The following is a 12,381-nucleotide window of genomic DNA, read 5'->3' on the forward strand; positions in this document are numbered from 1 at the left end:
GCGGCTCGACGGGCACGTCGTCCGCCCTGGACACCGGAAGCTACCGGCGATTAACTTAACTGCGCGATCAGCCGCAGCCGAAGGGAGCGCACCGTGCGCCGCACCGTGTACAACGAGGACCACGAGGCGTTCCGGGAGACCATCCGGGACTTCATCGCCAACGAGGTCGTCCCGGTCTACGAGAGCTGGGAGGCGGCCGGCCACCCGCCGCGCGACTTCTACCGCAAGCTCGGCGAGCTCGGCGTGTTCGGCATCGAGGTCCCGGAGGAGTACGGCGGCGCGGGCGAGACCGGCTTCAAGTACCAGGCGGTGATCTACGAGGAGACCGCCCGCGCGGGCGTCACCTTCGGCTCCTCGGGCGTGCACACCGGCCTGGTGCTGCCGTACCTGATGGAGTACGCCAACGAGGAGCAGAAGCAGCGCTGGCTGCCGGGCTTCGTCTCGGGCGAGATCATGACGGCGATCGCGATGACCGAACCGGGCGCGGGCTCCGACCTGGCGGGCATCTCCACCACGGCGAAGCTGTCCGCGGACGGCACCCACTACGTGCTGAACGGCGCGAAGACCTTCATCACCGGCGGCGTGCTGGCCGACCTGGTGCTGGTGGTCTGCCGCACCGCCCCGTACGACCCGGCGGACCGCCGCGCGGGCCTGTCCATCCTGTGCGTGGACACCAAGTCCGAGGGCTACGCGGTCGGCCGCAAGCTGCAGAAGATCGGCCTGCGCACCTCGGACACCGCGGAGCTGTCCTTCAGCGACGTCAAGGTGCCGGTGGAGAACCTGCTCGGCGAGGAGGGCAGGGCGTTCTCCTACCTGACCCACAACCTGGTGCAGGAGCGCCTGGCGATCGCGGTCGGCGCGTACGCCTCGGCGGCCGCGGCGGTGCAGTTCGCGGTGAAGTACGTCAAGGAGCGCAAGGTGTTCGGCAAGGCCGTCGCCGAGTTCCAGAACACCAAGTTCTCGCTGGCCGACTGCCAGGCCCAGGTGCTCGCCCAGCAGGCGATGGTCGACCAGGCGCTGGAGCTCTACCAGAACGGCGAGCTGACGGTGGCGGACGCCGCCGCGGCCAAGCTGTTCTGCACCGAGTCGGCCTCCGAGGTGATCGACAAGTGCCTGCAGCTGCACGGCGGCTACGGCTACATCCTGGAGTACCCGATCGCCCGCCTCTACACCGACAACCGGGTGTTCCGGATCTACGGCGGCACCAGCGAGGTCATGCGGACGATCATCGCCAAGTCGCTCGGCCTGTGACCCGCCGCTGAGCGCCGGGACCGGCCGCGGACACGAGCCCGGCACCGGGCACGGCCGCAGCCCCGGGCACGGACACGGACACGGACACGGCGGAGGCGGGCACCCCCACCGGGTGCCCGCCTCCGTGCCGTCCCGCCGCCTCTCCGGTCAGTTGACGCTGCTGCGCCACGCCTCCAGTCCGGCCGCCGAGGCGGCCCTCGCCTGGTGCAGGGTGCGCTGCGCGAGTTCGGTGGGCGGGGTCTCCAGTGACCGGACCCACCCCCGGCCCGCGTTCGCCAGGGCGGCGCAGACCAGCGCCGTGCCGGTCAGTCCGACGACGGCGCCGAGCCCGGTGAGGGCCGCGCCGGCGGTGAGCATGCCGCGGTTCACCTGGAAACCGCCGAAGGTGATTTTCTGATTGGTCGCCATAGGGACACCTTCGGCCCGGTCCCGCCGCCCCGCACGCCGAGCGGCCCACTCCTTAACCCCTGCGCGTGACCCAGCGCGCGACACGCGCGGGGCGCGGCCTAGGGTCGGCCGCGGGCCCGGTCGGCGGGCCCGGTGGTGCGGGGGCCCGACGGAGGAGAACGCGATGACCGAGCAGCCGACCCGGATCGACCTGAACGCCCTGGCCGAGGAGCACGCCGCCAAGGCCGCCACCAGCCCGCACGGCCGCAGCGCCCACCTGCTGCTGCACGACGGCGTCCTGCGGCAGACCGTGATCGCCCTGCGGGCCGGGGCGGTGCTGGACGAGCACAACGCCCCGGTCGCCGCCAGCCTGCAGGTGCTGCGCGGCCGGGTCGCGCTGACCGTCGAGGGCCGCCGCCAGGAGGCGGGGCCGGGCGAGCTGCACTCGATCCCGCAGGAACGGCACGGCCTGCTGGCCCACACCGACGCGGTGGTGCTGCTCACGGCCGTCACCGCCTGACGCCCGCGCCCCCGCGCGCACCGGGCCCCGCCCCGGCCCCGTACCGGGCCGCGCCCGCCGCGCCCCCGTTCAGCCCCTCGCCGCGGTCCCCGCCGCCCCGGCCGCCGCCCCGACCGGCGCCTTCTCCCCGACCGGCACACCGCCGGGCACACCGCCGGGGACGCCGCCCAACACGTCGCCGCAGACCAGGGACAGCCCGCGCAGGTACTCCTCGCCGCTGGGCGCCAGTTCGGGCTTGATCAGCCACTGGGCGGCCTGCCCCAGCAGCAGCGACTGGTAGAAGACGCCGCGGGCCAGGTCCTCCGGCGTGTCCTCCTCCTCGGCCTTGCCGTGGAACAGCGCGGCCAGGCCCAGCCGGCCCGCCTTCTGTGCCGCGGCCAGCCGCTCGGCCAGCCCCGGCAGGCTGTCGAGCTGCCCGAGGATCTCGAACTGGACCGTCCAGAGCCCGCGGTTCGCGGCGAAGCTGTCGCGCACCGCGTCCCAGGCCCGGACGAAGCGCTCCTGCGGGTCGTCGACCTCCGCGGCGGCGGACAGCGCCCCGCCGATCGTGTCGCCCCACCGGCCCATCGCCTCCACCAGGGCCTCCACCAGCAGGGCGTCCTTGGAGCCGTAGTGGTAGCCGATCGCGGCCAGGCTGACTCCCGCACCGGAGGCGATGTCCCGGGCGGTGGTCCGCCCGTAGCCCTTCTCCTGCAGGCAGCGGGTGGCACTGGCCAGGAGGTCTTCGCGGTTTCCCATGCGCCCGATCGTACCGCGTCCAAGACGAATGTCTTGGTCAAACGTCTGGAACGATCGACTTAGACGCTTGTACTAGACAGATGTGCAAGACGCTCGTACAGTCATCGTCATGACCACCGACCAAGGCCCCGCGGGCCGCCGGGCCTGGCTCGGCCTCGCCCTCCTGCTGCTGCCGACCCTCGTCCTCGCCATGGACATGGGCGTGCTGTTCTTCGCCGTCCCCTTCATCGCCACCGACCTGCACCCCAGCGGCACCCAGCAGCTGTGGATCATGGACATGTACACGTTCCTGCTGGCCGGGATGCTGATCCCGATGGGCGCCCTGGGCGACCGGATCGGCCGCCGCAAGCTGCTGATCGCGGGCACCGCCGCCTTCGCGGGCGCCTCGCTGGTCGCCGCCTGGTCGAACGGGGCGAACCAGCTCATCGCCGCCCGCGCCCTGTTGGGCGTCGCGGGGGCGGTCTTCGGGCCCTCCACGCTGGCCCTGATCCGCAACATGTTCCCCGACCCCAAGCAGCGGCAGGGCGCGATCGGCGCCTGGAGCGGCGTGATGATGGCGGGCGCCACCCTCGGACCGGTGCTCGGCGGCGTGATGCTCAACCACTTCTGGTGGGGCTCGGTCTTCCTGATCGCGATCCCGGTGATGCTGCTGGTGATGGTCGCCGCACCGTTCCTGCTCCCCGAGTACCGCGCCCCGCAGGAGGGCCGCTTCGACCTGGTCGGCGCCGCGCTCTCGATCGCCACCGTGCTGCCGGTCGTCTACGGCGTCAAGGACCTCGCGGTGGACGGCTGGAACCTTCAGCCCGCCCTGGTGCTCGCCGCCGGACTCGCGGTCGGCGTCGCCCTGGTGCACCGGCTGCGGACGGCCGCCAACCCGCTGATCGACATCACCCTGTTCCGGATCCGCACCTACACCGGCGCGATCACCGTCAACACCATCGCGATGTTCGCGATGATGGGCTTCACCCTCTTCACCTCCCAGTACCTGCAACTGGTCAAGGGCTACAGCCCGCTGTCGGCCTCGCTCTGGGCCCTGCTGCCGAGCATCGGCGTCGGCGCGGCCGTCGGCGGCTTCGGCGCCCTGGCCGGCAAGGTGCGCCCCGCGGTCCTGCTGGTCGCCGGGTTCCTGGCCAGCGCCGCCGGGTTCGTCGCGATGGCCTTCGTCGTCCCCGACTCCTCGCTCGCCCTCCCGCTGGTCGCCGCCGGTGTGATCGCCGCCGGCTCGGTCGGCACCGTCAGCATCACCGGCGAGATGGTGCTCGCCGCCGCTCCCCCCGAGCGGGCCGGTGCGGCCGGCGCCACCTCCGAGACCGCCCAGGAGCTCGGCAGCTCGCTCGGCATCGCCGTCCTCGGCGCGGCCGGCGCGGCCGTCTACCGCTCGCAGATGGACGGTTCCGCCCCCGAGGCGGCCCGCGACACCCTCGGCGGGGCCGTCACCACCGCCGCCCACCTGTCCGGTGACGCCGCGGACCAGCTGCTCACCGGCGCCCGCAACGCCTTCGCCGACGGGATGCACGTCGCCGCGGTGGTCGGCGTGGTGGTCATGCTGGGCGCCGCCCTGGCCGCCCACCTGCTGATGCGCCACCTGCCCGCGTCGAGCGGCCCCGCCCCGGAGCCGGAGCCGGAGCAGCCGGAGGAGCAGGCCGTCGCCGCCTAGCGGCACAGCGGCCCGGCAGCACGGCGACCCGGACGCCCGACGGCCGGGACACCGGAGCGGGGCACCCGCGGGGAACCTCCCCGCGGGTGCCCCGCTCCCGCTCTGCGCGCCGCCCGCTCCCGCCCTAGGGTCGCCGTATGGCGGAGGAGGACGAGGAGCCGCAGGAGCTGGACTTCCGGTTCACGCTGGCGAACGAGCGGACGTTCCTGGCCTGGATCAGGACCGCGCTGGCGCTGCTCGCCGGGGCGGTGGGCCTGGACCAGCTGGCGCCGGACCTGGCGCCGGTGCCGGTCCGGGTGACGCTCTCGGTGCTGCTGGCCGCGGGCGGGGCCGGGCTCGGGGTGGCCGCGTACCACCGGTGGGTGCAGGTGGAGCGGGCGATGCGGGCGGGCGGGCCGCTGCCCGCGACCCGGATCATGCTGGTGCTGACGGTGTGCACGGCGGTCGCGGCGGCGGTCTTCTCGGTGCTGATCATCGGCTGGTCGCGGTGACCGCCGCCCCCCGCGACCCGGGCCTGCAGCCGGAGCGGACGCTGCTGGCGTGGAGCCGCACCGCGCTGGTGCTGGCCGCCGACGCGCTGCTGGTCCTGCGCACCGGCTACGTCCGGGGGCTGCCCGGACTGGCCGCGCTGGGCGGGCTGTTGGCGGTGGCGGCGGTCGGGCTGTACGTGCACGGGGTGCGGCGGCGCAGTGCGGTGGAACACAGTCCGCACGTCACGGCGGGCCGGTGGTGGATGCGCGGGCTGACCCTCGCGGCGGTGCTGGCGGCGGCCGGGTCGACCTGGTCGGTGCTGGTGAACCGGGGCGGGTGAGCCTCGGGCGGGCCCGCCGGGCCGGGCCGCCGGACCCGCCAGGTGGTACAGACCACATGACTCGGATCACCTGTTTTTCGGCGGCTGTTTGCCGACGGGTGTATACGTTCGCCGACAAGGCCAGGCATACTGGCCGAGTCGGGCGTTCCGCCCGAGCCCTTAGTCACAGCGAGAACTTCCACGAAAGGACCGGTGGTCAGGGATGTTCCGTAACGGTCTTGAGCCCTGGCACATCGCCATCATGGTGGTGGTGCTGGTCCTGCTGTTCGGCTCGAAGAAGCTGCCCGAGATGGCCCGCGGCCTCGGCAAGTCGATGCGCATCCTGAAGGCGGAGACCAAGGCCCTCCGCGAGGACGACGCCCCCGCGGAGACCCAGAACGGCACCGCCGCCTCGCAGGCCGAGCAGCCGCGCCCGGCCGTCGAGCCGACCAACGTCACCAAGGCCGCCGAGCCCACCAAGACCACCACGGCCTGACGCCGCGTCGGCCCCGGCCGACGCCGTCCGCCGTACCGGAGCCCCCGGCCCGTCGCTCCGACGGGCCGGGGGCTCCGGCGTGTCGGCACGCCCGAGTGGCTGACCGATTTGTTCTGTTATCTCCTGGTATCCAGCTGACGGCGGATCACCAGGGAGGCACGGATGGCGGCGGACCCGTCGGAGGAGCACGAGCTCGCGGAGCTGCGCGAGCGGATCGCCGTCCTGGAGGAGCAGAAGGCCCCCCGGCGGGAGCACCACCGGGTGCGGTCCTTCTTCGCGGTGCTGCTGATCGTGCTGGCCGCGGTGCTGACCCCGCTCGGGGTGGTCGCCGCCTGGAGCAAGTCGCAGGTCACCGACACCGACCGGTTCGTGTCCACGATGGCGCCGCTGGCCTCCGACCCGTCGGTGCAGAACGCGCTCACCAACCGGGTCACCGCCGCGGTGATGGAGCAGCTGCCGATCACCGACCTGCTGAACGACGTCGCGCCCGCCGACCGCCCGCTGCTGGACGCCGCGCTGGGCAAGCTCGGACCGGCGCTGACCAGCGGGCTGACCGGCTTCGTCCACGACCAGGTGCTGCGCTTCGTCCAGTCCGACGCGTTCGCCACCGTCTGGACCGGGGTGCTGCGCAACGCGCACGGCGCGTTCGACAAGGTGCTGACCGGGCAGGGCGGCGGGGCGGTGCAGGTCAAGGGCGACACCGTCAGCCTGGACCTGGGGCCGGTGGTCGCGGCGGTCAAGGACCGGCTGGTGGCCAACGGGCTGGGGCTGGCCTCGAAGATCCCCGAGGTGCACACCGACTACACGCTGGTGCAGTCGAGCGCGGTGCAGAAGGCGCAGACCGGGCTGCGGCTGCTCGACCTGGCCGGGTTCTGGGTGCCGGTGCTGGCGCTGCTGTGCGCGGTCGGCGGCGTCCTGCTGGCGGTGCACCACCGCCGGGCCGCCGTCGGGGCGGCGCTCGGCATGGCCGCCGCGGCGGGCCTGCTGGGCATCGGGCTGACCGTGTTCCGGGCGCTCTACCTGGACAAGCTGCCCGCGGGCGTCGACCAGGCCGCCGCGATGGCGGTGTACGACACCCTGGTGCGCTACCTGCGGGCCGCGGTCCGGATGCTGCTGGCGCTGGGCGTGGTGGTCGCGCTGGCGGCCTGGCTGACCGGACGGGGCCGCCGGGCCGGCTGGGTGCGGCACCTGTGGCAGGAGGGGCTGGGGGCGGTGCGGCGGGCCGCCGAGGGCATCGGCATGCGGCTGGGACCGGTCGGCCCGTTCGTCCACCGCTGGAAGGCCTGGCTGGGCTGGGGCGCGGTCGCGGTCGCCGCCGTGGTGCTGCTGACCTGGAGCTACCCGACCGGCGCGGTGGTGCTGTGGATCGCGGTGGTGCTGCTGGCCGGGCTGGCCGTGCTGGAGTTCCTCGACGCCCCCGCCGCCCCTACCGCCCCCGGCGCCCCGCCGACCGCCCCGCCGACCGCCGGGCCGCCCGCGGACCGCCCCGGCGGTGGGAAGGCCGCGGCGGCGTGAAGGACCTCGTCCGGACGTACGTCGGCCTGCTGGCCGGACCGGTGGTGCTGCTGGTCGCCTACTTCACGGTGCCGGTGGGCTGGTTCGGGCCGCACCACCCGCGGATCAGCTGGACGGCGTTCGGCGTGCTGCTGGCCGTGCTCGGCGCCGGGGTGCTGCGCGAGGTGCGGATGCAGGTGCTGGGGCAGTCCCGGCACCCGGTGCCGCGGATCCTGGTCCTGCTGTGCGGGGCGCTGGTGGTGTTCTCCACCGCCTACCTGGCGATGTCCAAGGAGCCGGGCGAGCTGGACGGGTTGGTCACCAAGGTCGACGCGCTGTACTTCACGGTGATCACGATGGCGACCGTCGGCTACGGCGACATCCACCCGGCCGGGCAGGCCGCCAGGATCGTGGTGATGATCCAACTCCTGTACACCGTGGTGTTCCTGACCACCGGGGTGACGGCGCTGACCAGGCAGGTGAAGACCAGGGCGGTGCAGCGGGCCCGCCACCGCGAGCAGCGGGACGACCGGCGCTAGTCCTGCTGGGCGGCCTGGGCGTGCACCAGCGCGGTGAGGGCGGTGAGCCGGGCCTGCCAGCCGATCAGGAGCGGGGCGTCCACGGCCTTGCGGCGCTGCAGGTCGTGGACCAGCTTCTGGGCGTCCTTGAGGGAGTCCTCGGCGTCCGCGGGCTGCTTGTCGTTGACGTCCTGGGTGGCCCGGTCGAGCAGGCCGGTCAGGTCGTCCTGCTTGTCCCGGTCGCGCTTGAAGTCGGCCTGCGCCACCTCGGCGCGCAGCTGGGCGAGTTGGGCGGCCACCGGGCCGCCCCTGGGGGTGGCGGAGGGCTTGGGCGAGGCGCTGGGCCTGGCGCCGGCGGACGCGGACGCGGAGGCGGACGGGGAGGGCGTCGGGGCGGCGGGGCTGCTGGCGGCGGCGGTCGGGGCGGGGGTGTGCGCGGCCTTCGGGGCGGGGTCGCCGCCGCCGAGCGAGAACGCGGCGATGCCCGCCACGACGGCGATCACGGCCGCGCCGATGCCCGCGTACACCAGCGGGTTGCGGGTGGACCGCGGCCCGGGCTCCTCGTCCTCGTAGCGGGCCGAGGGCAGCAGCGGGGCCTGCACCGGCGGCAGCACCGAGGTGCGCTGCGGCTCGGTCCACGGCTGCTGCGGCGGGGGCGGGGGCGCGGCCGGGAAGGCGGCGGCGGGGACGGGCGGCAGCACCTGGGTGGCCGCGCCGAGCAGTTGGGCGGTGCGGTCGGCGGGGGCGGCCGGGACGGCGGCGAGCAGCTCGGCGGCCGCGGACTGCGCGTCGGCGGGGCGCTGGTCCGGGTGCTTGGCGAGCAGCCGCAGCACCGCGGCGTCCAGCGCGGGCGGCACGTCGGGGCGGTGGACGGACACCGGGGCGGGGTACTCGGTGACGTGCTTGAAGGTCACCGCGACGGGGGTGTCGGCGGTGAACGGCGGCACGCCGGCCAGCATCTCGTACAGCACGCAGCCGACCGCGTACAGGTCGGCGCGGCCGTCGACCTGCCCGGCGGTGGCCTGCTCCGGGGAGAGGTAGGCGGCGGTGCCGAGCACCGAGGCGGTCTGGGTGAGCTGCTGGCCCGCGGAGGAGCCGGCCCGGGCGATGCCGAAGTCGACGACCTTCACCCCGCCGTCCTGGGTGATCATGACGTTGCCGGGCTTGATGTCGCGGTGCACCAGGCCCTGGGCGTGCGCGGCGGCCAGCGCGTCCAGCACGGCGGCGGCGGTGCCGACCGCGCGCTCCACCGGCAGCACGCCCTGCTCGGCGATCACCCGGCCCAGGGTCGCGCCGTGCACCAGCTCCATCACCAGGTACGGGGAGCCCTGGTCGACGCCGGAGTCGAAGACCGTGACGATCCGCGGGTGCGCCAGCAGCGCGGCCGACCGGGCCTCGCGGGCGAACCGCTCGGCGAACCGCGGGTCGTCGGCCAGGCCGCCGTTGAGCACCTTGACCGCGACCGGGCGGCCCAGCTGGTGGTCCAGGGCGCGGTACACGGTGGCCATGCCGCCGACGCCGAGGATCTCGCCGAGTTCGTAACGCCCGTTCAGCGCGCGTCCGATCATCGGATACTCCTCTCAACTCCGGGCGGGCACCCGTGAACCATAGCGGGCCCCGTCCGCCGGGGTTCACGGACGCTGGACGAGCAGCAGCGCGGCCAGCGCGGCGAGGGCCGCCGCCAGCAGGGTGCGGGGCACCGCCCGCGGGCCCCGGGCGGTGCGGCGGGCGGACCGGCGGACGGCGCGGCGGGCGGCGCGTTCGGCGGCGGGCGAGGTGCGGGGGAAGGTCATCGCGTCAACTCCGGTTCGCCGGGGCCTGGAGGGAGCCGTAGCGCTGCATCCGCTGCCAGCGCAGCCGGTTGCCGGCCAGCGCGGTCCACACCGACTGGATCACCACCAGGTACATCAGCTGGCGGTAGACCACCTGCTGGAGCGGCAACGTCCACAGCGGGCCCGGCCGTTCCCCGTCCAGCCGGAACGCGTAGCAGGCCGACAGCACCTGCAGCACCAGGAAGCCCAGCCAGACCGCGGCGATCCGCACCGGGTCGAGGAACAGCAGGCCGTAGACCGCGAACACGTCCACGGCCGGGGCCAGCAGCGGCAGCAGGACCTGGAACACCAGCAGGTAGACCAGCCCGCGGCGGCCCAGTTTGCCGGCCTGCCCGCGCTGGGCGAGCGCCCGGCGGTGCTTCCACATCGCCTGCAGGGTGCCGTAGCACCAGCGGTAGCGCTGGCGCCACAGCGCGGAGAGCGAGGCCGGGGCCTCCGTCCAGGCGATCGCCCGCTCCTCGTAGACCACCCGCCAGCCCGCCCGGCACAGCGCCATGGTGAGGTCGGTGTCCTCGGCCAGGGTCTCCTCGGCGACGCCGCCGAGCCGCAGCAGCGCCGAGCGGCGGAACGCGCCGACCGCGCCGGGGACGGTGGGCATGCACTGGGCGAGGTCGAAGAAGCGGCGGTCCAGGTTGAACCCGACCACGTACTCGATGTGCTGCCAGCGGCCGAGCAGCCCGCCCCGGTTGATCACCTTCGCGTTGCCCGACACCGCGCCGACCCGGCGGTCGGCGAACGGCTGCACCAGCAGCCGGACGGCGTCCGGCTCGAACACGGTGTCCCCGTCGACCATCACCACCAGCTCGCAACTCGCGTGCCGCAGACCGTTGTTGAGGGCCGCCGGCTTGCCCGCGTTGGTCTGCCGGAGCACCCGGACGCCGGGCAGGCCGAGCGACTCCACCAGGTCCGCGGTGCCGTCCGTGGAGCCGTCGTCGACCACGATCACCTCCACCGGGTGGTCGGAGGCCAGCAGCGAGCGCACCGCCGCCTCGATGCCCGCGCGCTCGTTGTACGCGGGCACGGTCACGGTGACCGGCTCGGTGACCGGCGGGCCCCAGCCCCGGCGGCGCAGGCGCCGGTGGCGCGCGGCGGCGAACAGCAGCACCACCGCGCGCAGCACGCTGACCGCCCCCGCCGCCCAGAGCAGCCAGCCCAGCACCGCCACCGCCAGGTCGCCGCCGGACAGGGCGAGCAGCAGCGCCCGGCCCTGCCAGTGCTCGGCGCCGCTCGCCGGGTGCGCGGCGTCCGCGATCGACGCGGTCTCGGAGACCGTCCCGACCCGCAGGCCCGCCTGCTTCAGCTTCGGCAGCAGCTCGGCCAGCGCCGCCACCGTCTGCGAGCGGTCGCCGCCCGCGTCGTGCATCAGCACGACCTGCCCGGCCGGGCCCTGCGGGGTGGCGTTCGCGACGATCCGGTCGACGCCCGGGCGCCGCCAGTCCTCGCTGTCCAGGGTGGTCAGCACCGTCAGGTAGCCGGACTGCCCGGCCTGCCGGACCGCCTGCCAGTCGGCGTCGGTGAGCGCGTCGTTGGTCGAGGAGTACGGGGGCCGCAGCAGCGCGGTGGTGGTGCCGGTCGCCCCGGCCACCGCGAGCTGCGCCTCGCGCAGTTCGAGCGAGCGGCGCCACGGCGCGGCCTGCGCGAGGTCGGCGTGGGTGAAGGTGTGGATGCCGAGCTGGTGGCCCTCGGCGAGGATCCGGCGGGCGAGCTCGGGGTGGTCGGCGACCTGGGTGCCGACCACGAAGAAGGTGGCGTGCACCCCCTGCTGCTTCAGCACGTCCAGGATCTTCGGCGTCCAGACCGGGTCGGGGCCGTCGTCGAAGGTCAGCGCGACGGTGCCCGGGGCGGGCCGGGCGGTGCGCGGCGTCGCGGCGGAGGCGTCGATCACCGGCCCGCCGTGGGCGGCCTCGGGGGGCACGGCGTACGCGGGCCCGGTGGGGCGGGCGGCGCCGTCGGGCGCCGATCCGTACAGGTGGCGGGTGTAGCCCTGCAGCAGCAGCGCCGCGGCCAGGGTCACCACCAGGGCGGTGAGCAGCAGCCAGTGGGTGCGGGGCGCGGGCTGCCGCACCACGCCCCGGCGGCCCCGGCGGCCGCGCGGGGCGGGGCCGCTGCGGCGGGGGGAGGTCCGGGGGAAGGTCATCGGGGCTCGCTAGGGGTTCTTGACGGGTTTGCGGCTGTTGCCGGGCGCCGCGGTGGGTCGGCCGTGCGAAGCCGTGGGGCCGGGCGTCGCGGCCGTGGCGGTGGCGGTGGCCGCGGTGGTGGCCGCCGCGGTGCTCCGGAGCGCGGAGCCCGCCGCGGCCGGGGCGAGGGGGGCCTGGGCCGGACGGGTCGCGGGGGCGCCGGTGCTGCCCGGCCCGGGCGTGGAGCGGCCGTCCGCCACCGGGTCGGGGGCCCCGGTGGGGACCGGGACGCTCGGCCCGGCCGGGGCGGCCGGCTTCGGCACGAACGGCGCGTCGAAGGACGGGCCGCCCAGCGCGCTGCTCGCCACCAGGGCCAGGTACCCGGCGGCCGGGACGGCCAGCAGCCACCCGATCCGCCGCGAACGGCGCTGGCGCCTGCCGCTGGCGTCGACGAACACCGGGGCCGCCGGGACGGCGGGCCGCGCTGCGCGCGGGGTTTCGGTCACCGGGGCTCCAGGGCGTTCGGGCGGTACGGCGGGGCTGGGCTCCGGACGGACGGCGGACCCGGGGGAGTTCGGTCG

Annotated in this window: 14 protein-coding genes; 8 read left to right on the plus strand and 6 right to left on the minus strand. The window is 75.1% G+C overall.

What is annotated here, in order from left to right; all coding sequences use genetic code 11:
- The first annotated feature begins 93 nt into the window (after positions 1-93).
- On the plus strand, positions 94-1,251 hold the full coding sequence (locus QSK52_RS11655) for an acyl-CoA dehydrogenase family protein (protein WP_285735896.1): 1,158 nt from the start codon (positions 94-96) through the stop codon (positions 1,249-1,251).
- Positions 1,252-1,398: 147 nt separating this feature from the next.
- Here the strand turns inward: QSK52_RS11655 and QSK52_RS11660 are convergent, their stop codons facing one another.
- Positions 1,399-1,659, minus strand: coding sequence for a hypothetical protein (locus QSK52_RS11660; protein WP_285735897.1), 261 nt, complete (start codon positions 1,657-1,659; stop codon positions 1,399-1,401).
- Positions 1,660-1,822: 163 nt separating this feature from the next.
- Between QSK52_RS11660 and QSK52_RS11665 the strand changes: the two genes are divergently transcribed.
- Positions 1,823-2,158, plus strand: coding sequence for a cupin (locus QSK52_RS11665; protein ID WP_285735898.1), 336 nt, complete (start codon positions 1,823-1,825; stop codon positions 2,156-2,158).
- 69 nt (positions 2,159-2,227) lie between these two features.
- Here QSK52_RS11665 and QSK52_RS11670 read toward each other — a convergent pair whose 3' ends face one another.
- Positions 2,228-2,896: a TetR/AcrR family transcriptional regulator gene (locus QSK52_RS11670; RefSeq protein ID WP_285735899.1), complete on the minus strand. Its 669-nt coding sequence runs from the start codon at positions 2,894-2,896 to the stop codon at positions 2,228-2,230.
- A 109-nt stretch (positions 2,897-3,005) separates the two neighbouring features.
- On the opposite strand from QSK52_RS11670, the gene QSK52_RS11675 reads away from it, so the two are divergent.
- The 6 genes from QSK52_RS11675 (at position 3,006) to QSK52_RS11700 (ending at position 7,872) form a co-directional block, all read left to right on the plus strand.
- On the plus strand, positions 3,006-4,553 hold the full coding sequence (locus QSK52_RS11675; protein ID WP_285735900.1) for an MFS transporter: 1,548 nt from the start codon (positions 3,006-3,008) through the stop codon (positions 4,551-4,553).
- Between the two features lie 137 nt (positions 4,554-4,690).
- On the plus strand, positions 4,691-5,044 hold the full coding sequence (locus QSK52_RS11680; RefSeq protein ID WP_285735901.1) for a YidH family protein: 354 nt from the start codon (positions 4,691-4,693) through the stop codon (positions 5,042-5,044).
- Positions 5,041-5,364 (plus strand): DUF202 domain-containing protein, encoded by a 324-nt coding sequence (locus QSK52_RS11685; protein WP_285735902.1) that lies wholly within the window; start codon positions 5,041-5,043, stop codon positions 5,362-5,364. Before QSK52_RS11680 ends, QSK52_RS11685 begins: the two co-directional genes overlap by 4 nt.
- Before the next feature lie 202 nt (positions 5,365-5,566).
- Entirely contained in the window at positions 5,567-5,839 is a 273-nt protein-coding gene (gene tatA, locus QSK52_RS11690; protein ID WP_285735903.1) for a Sec-independent protein translocase subunit TatA, read from the plus strand.
- A 162-nt stretch (positions 5,840-6,001) separates the two neighbouring features.
- Positions 6,002-7,354 (plus strand): hypothetical protein, encoded by a 1,353-nt coding sequence (locus QSK52_RS11695; RefSeq protein ID WP_285735904.1) that lies wholly within the window; start codon positions 6,002-6,004, stop codon positions 7,352-7,354.
- Positions 7,351-7,872, plus strand: a complete 522-nt coding sequence (locus QSK52_RS11700; RefSeq protein ID WP_285735905.1) for a potassium channel family protein — start codon at positions 7,351-7,353, stop codon at positions 7,870-7,872. The genes QSK52_RS11695 and QSK52_RS11700 overlap by 4 nt, the downstream gene beginning before the upstream one ends.
- On the opposite strand, the gene QSK52_RS11705 is transcribed toward QSK52_RS11700, so the two are convergent.
- The 4 genes from QSK52_RS11705 to QSK52_RS11720 form a co-directional block, all read right to left on the minus strand.
- Positions 7,869-9,419: a protein kinase domain-containing protein gene (locus QSK52_RS11705; RefSeq protein WP_285735906.1), complete on the minus strand. Its 1,551-nt coding sequence runs from the start codon at positions 9,417-9,419 to the stop codon at positions 7,869-7,871. The two genes, QSK52_RS11700 and QSK52_RS11705, sit on opposite strands and share 4 nt — an antisense overlap.
- 63 nt (positions 9,420-9,482) lie before the next feature.
- Complete coding sequence (locus QSK52_RS11710) at positions 9,483-9,644, minus strand: hypothetical protein (RefSeq protein WP_285735907.1); 162 nt, start codon at positions 9,642-9,644, stop codon at positions 9,483-9,485.
- 4 nt (positions 9,645-9,648) lie between these two features.
- On the minus strand, positions 9,649-11,820 hold the full coding sequence (locus QSK52_RS11715; RefSeq protein ID WP_285735908.1) for a bifunctional polysaccharide deacetylase/glycosyltransferase family 2 protein: 2,172 nt from the start codon (positions 11,818-11,820) through the stop codon (positions 9,649-9,651).
- A gap of 9 nt (positions 11,821-11,829) precedes the next feature.
- A complete protein-coding gene (locus QSK52_RS11720; protein WP_285735909.1) occupies positions 11,830-12,306 on the minus strand; it encodes a hypothetical protein in 477 nt (158 codons plus the stop codon).
- Positions 12,307-12,381 lie beyond the last annotated feature (75 nt).

The sequence above is a fragment of the Kitasatospora phosalacinea genome (assembly GCF_030268885.1).
In the GTDB taxonomy this organism is placed as follows: domain Bacteria; phylum Actinomycetota; class Actinomycetes; order Streptomycetales; family Streptomycetaceae; genus Kitasatospora; species Kitasatospora phosalacinea_C.